General features: G+C 76.0%; 2 protein-coding genes and 1 pseudogene. All 3 read left to right on the top strand.

Annotation, left to right across the window (positions count from 1 at the left end; all coding sequences use genetic code 11):
* Nucleotides 1-1,804, top strand: a pseudogene (locus F6X68_RS31025) (PQQ-binding-like beta-propeller repeat protein); the annotation flags it as partial.
* Between the two features lie 118 nt (nucleotides 1,805-1,922).
* Nucleotides 1,923-3,146, top strand: coding sequence for a S8 family peptidase (locus tag F6X68_RS31020; protein ID WP_151457581.1), 1,224 nt, complete (start codon nucleotides 1,923-1,925; stop codon nucleotides 3,144-3,146).
* Between the two features lie 215 nt (nucleotides 3,147-3,361).
* The coding region (locus tag F6X68_RS31015; RefSeq protein WP_151457580.1) for an FAD-binding oxidoreductase at nucleotides 3,362-4,422 on the top strand (1,061 nt) is incomplete at its 3' end.

Raw genomic sequence — 4,422 nt, 5'->3', positions numbered from 1 at the left:
CGCCGTCGCCGGACCGGAGGGCGTCACGCCGGCCCTGCCCGCCGGGCTGACGCCGACCATGGTCGCCGGGCCGCCGACCGCCCCGACCGTGCCCGCCGCACCGTCACCGGCCGACCCGTTCGCACCACCGGGCGCGGGCCCGGCACCGTTCGCACCGCCGGGAGCGGGCCAGTCACCGTTCGCACCGCCGTGGGCGCCGGCCGCTGGCTCGTCGGGCGCACCGGCCGAAGGCTCGGCACCGTACGCACCGCCGGGGACTCCGGCCGCAGTCCCGGCCTCGGGCGCACCGGCGGGCGGCGCGGCACCCTACGCGCCGCCGGGCGTACCCCAGGGTGGTCCTGCGGGGGTGTGGCCGGGCGTACCCGTCTCCGGCACGCCCGTGTCGGCGTCGCCCGGCGGCGGCCGGAGTCGGCCGGCGCTCCCCCGACGCCGGGCGCTGTGGGTCTCGCTCGCCGCCGTGTTGGCGCTCGCCGGCGTGGCGACGGCGGCGGTGCTGTACCTGACCCGCGACCGCTACCCCGCCCTGGAGTTCCGGACCGTCGACCAGCTGACCCGGGTGCCCGCCGGCACGGAACGACCGGCGGACATGTTCACCGCGGTCCTCGGGCAGCGGGCCTATCTCGGGTATCCGCTCGGCGACGGGCGGCTGGAGGTGGTGTCGGTCGACGCCGGCACCGGCGCGGTGAAGTGGCGGAAGCAGACCGCGGTGTCCTCCGACCGGTGGAAGGGGATCGTCGCCCTGCCCGGCGCGGTCGCGGTCTTCGCCGACGCGATCGGCGACGACACCCCCCGGGACCTCGTGCTGCTCGACGGCGCCTCCGGCGACCAGCGGTGGCGCCGGTCGATCCTGGGCAACGACGACGTGATCTTCGGCGACGGCGTCGCGGTGCAGGTGGACCGCGCCGGGAAGCGGCTCGTCGGGCTGCGCCTGGGCGACGGCGGGGAGGTCTGGTCGCAGCCCAGCCCGCGCGACGAGTACGACAACACCCGCACCAGCGTCCACCCGGTCACCACCGACAAGGCCCTGGGCGGCCCGGCCTTCCTCGACGGCTCCCCGCGCGATCCCTGGCGCGGCGAGGTCAACCGGATCGTGCAGGTGGGCGCGGACCGGTCCGTCCGACTGGTCGACATGGGCAGCGGCCAGGTGGTCCGCACCCGCGCCGGGGTGGCCGACCACGACGACCTGGTGGTGGCGCACGAGGACCGCCTCTACGTGGCCCGCGACGACGCCGGTTACCAGCTGCTCGCGTACGACCTGACGAGCGACGCCCAGCCGAAGGTGCTGTACACGGCCGAGGACGACAAGCGCCGGCCGGAGGCCCTGGTGCCCTGCGGCGAGCGGCGGGCGTGCCTGCTGGAGGTGACCGGCGGCGACGACGAGACCACCGAGGTCGTGGCGGCCACCGAGGAGAAGGTGAGCAAGTGGAAGGCGCCCCGGGCGACCCGGCTCGTGCCGCTCGGCGAGCACCTGCTCGCCCGGCGGACCTCCCCGGAGTCGGCCGGCACGCTGTTCGGCCCCGACGGTCGCGCCGTGCTCTCCGACCGTCGCGGGGTGGCGGTCCGGCTCGACGCGGGCAACCTGCTGCTCCTCGCCGACCCGCCCAGCTCGGTCGAGGACGACCGCAGCGTCGCCGGGCTGTCGGTGGGCTCGGGTGAGGTGGCCGAGCTGGGCCAGCTGGCGGACGTACGCAGCGACACGTGCTCGTGGAACACCAGCGTGATCGCCTGCGGTGCCGGCAGGCAGAGCGGGGACGCCGGGGCGGAGTCCCCGTACGGATTCGTGCTCTACCGGTTCGCCGGGTAGCCGACACCCCGACAGGCATTCAGATGGATCTATATAGCCGATAGCCTCCTCTCAACGGCCAGGCTGCTCCGCGTCCGGTCACGAGCCGGCGCGGGGCCGACAGGAGGAGGACCGGCAGATGACACTTCCCCGTACCCGGCGATGGCGGGCCCGCGCGGTGGGCGTACTCGCCGCCGCCGCGGTCGTCGCCGCGATGGGCACCCCCGCGGCGGCCACCCCGGCCACCGGCGAGATCCTGCACGCCGACGCCCCGAACGCGGTGACCGACGGATACGTCGTCGTGCTCAGGGACGACGCCATCGGACGCGCCGACGACCGGCGGGCCACCGTCACGGACGCCGCCGGGCGGCTGGCCGACCGCTACGGGGCCACCGTCGACCGCGTCTACGGGCACGCGCTCAACGGATTCGTGGCGCACCTGCCGGAGCGGGCCGCCCGGCGGCTCGCCGCCGACCCGGCCGTGGCGTACGTGGAGCGGGACCGGGTGGTGACCCTCGTCGGGCCGGGCGTACAGCTCAACCCGCCGTCGTGGGGCCTGGACCGCATCGACCAGCGCAACCTCCCGCTCGACGGCCGGTACGCCTACCCGAACACCGCGCACAACGTGCACGCGTACGTCATCGACACCGGCATCCGGAGTACGCACGGCGACTTCGGCGTCCGGGCCGGCGGCGGCGTCGACCTCGTCGACGGCGGCCCGGCGGACGACTGCAACGGCCACGGCACCCACCTCGCCGGCACCATCGGCGGCACCCTGCACGGGGTGGCGAAGGAGATCCGGCTGCGGCCGGTACGGGTGCTCAACTGCGCCGGCAGCGGCACCTTCTCCCAGGTGATCGCCGGGGTGGACTGGGTCACCGCGAACGCCGTGCGGCCTGCGGTGGCGCTCCTGGCACTCGGCGGCGGCGCCAGCACGGCGCTGGACGCCGCGGTGAACCGGTCGATCTCGTCCGGGGTGACCTACTCCGTCACGGCGGGCAGCTCGAACGCCAACGCCTGCAACTTCTCGCCGGCGCGGGTCGCGGCGGCGCTCACCGTGGCGGGCACCACCAGCACCGACGCCCGGATGCCGAGCGGCAACCACGGCAGCTGCATCGACCTGTTCGCCCCCGGCGCCAACATCACCTCCACCTGGCACACCGGCGACGCGGCGGTGACCACCATCAGCGGCAGCTCGATGGCCGCCGCGCACGTCACCGGCTGCGCCGCGCTCGCCCTCTCGGCCAATCCGACCTGGAGCCCGGCGCAGGTGGCCGCGTACCTGGTCGGCAGGGCGACGACGGGAGTGGTGACGGGCGTGGTCAGCGGCACGCCGAACCGTCTGCTCTACTGCGGCCCCTGACCCGCGCGGCCCGTCGCACCGGCGGGCCGCACGGCTCACCTGCGGCCGCGGCCGTGAACTCCGGCTGCGGCCGCGGCTGGGGCCAGGGCTGCGGCTGCGGCTGCGGCTGCGGCTGCGGCTGCGGCTGCGGCTGCGGCTGCGGCTGCGGCTGCGGCGGGAAGATCGATGTTCGGCGGGCCTTGTCCGCGCAGGGCTCGCCGACTACCGTTCAATCGATGATCGACTATCTGGTCATCGGCGGCGGAATCGCGGGCGCCAGCGCCGGACACCACCTCGCCGCGTACGGGACCGTGGTGCTGCTGGAGATGGAGCAGGTCCCCGGCCAGCACTCCACCGGCCGCTCGGCCGCCGTGTTCTCCGAGTACTACGGCGGGCCGGCGGTGCGCGCGCTGACCCGGGCCAGCCGGGGCTTCCTCACCGCGCCGCCGCCGGGGTTCGCCGAGCACCCGCTGCTCACCCCGCGCGGCACGCTCAGCCTCTGCCCACCGGGCAGCGAGGACGCCTTCGAGGCGGCGCTGCGCGACGGGGCCGAGGTGGACCCGCCGGCCCGCGAAATCGACGTCGCCGACCTGCCCCGGCACTGCCCCGTCGTACGGCCGCAGTGGTGCCGGCGGGCGATGGTGAAACCGGCCGTGCGGGACCTCGACGTCGCCGCGCTGCACCAGGGCTACCTGCGCGGCATCCGGGCGGCCGGCGGCCGGGTCGTGTGCGGCGCGCGGGTACGCCGGCTGCGGCGCGGCGGCGACGGTTGGCAGGTGGACACGGACGCCGGCGAGTTCACCGCCCGGGTCGTCGTCAACGCGGCAGGCGCCTGGGCCGACGAGGTCGCGACGGCGGCCGGCGTACGACCGGTGGGGTTGACGCCCCTGCGGCGCACCGCCTTCCTGGTGGACGCGCCGGCCGGTGTCCCGGCGGGGGACTGGCCGATGGTCAACGACGTCGACGGCACCTTCTACTTCAAGCCGGAGTCGGGGCGCCTGCTGGTCTCCCCGTGCGACACCACTCCCGTGCCGCCGGGCGACGCCCGCCCCGACGACCTCGACGTGGCGATCGGCGCCGACCGGGTGCAGGCGGCGACCACACTGGACATCCGTCGCGTCCACCAGCCCTGGGCCGGGCTGCGGACCTCCGTCCCGGACGACGTGCCCGTGATCGGCCCGGCGCCCGACGCGCCGGATTTCCTCTGGATGGCCGGGCTCGGCGGCTACGGCGTCCAGACCTCGCCGGCGGCGGGCGCCCTGCTAGCCGCCGAGCCCGGCCATCCAGAGGAAATCCT

The sequence above is a fragment of the Micromonospora sp. AMSO12t genome, assembly GCF_008806585.1.
In the GTDB taxonomy this organism is placed as follows: Bacteria; Actinomycetota; Actinomycetes; order Mycobacteriales; family Micromonosporaceae; genus Micromonospora; species Micromonospora reichwaldensis.
Note: the sequence above shows the minus strand (reverse complement) of the source record. Positions and strands in the feature narration are given on the sequence as shown.

Coding starts and splice junctions, on each gene's coding strand:
- F6X68_RS31020 (WP_151457581.1), top strand. CDS start 1,923: ATGACACTTCCCCGTACCCGGCGATGGCGGGCCCGCGCGGTGGGCGTA.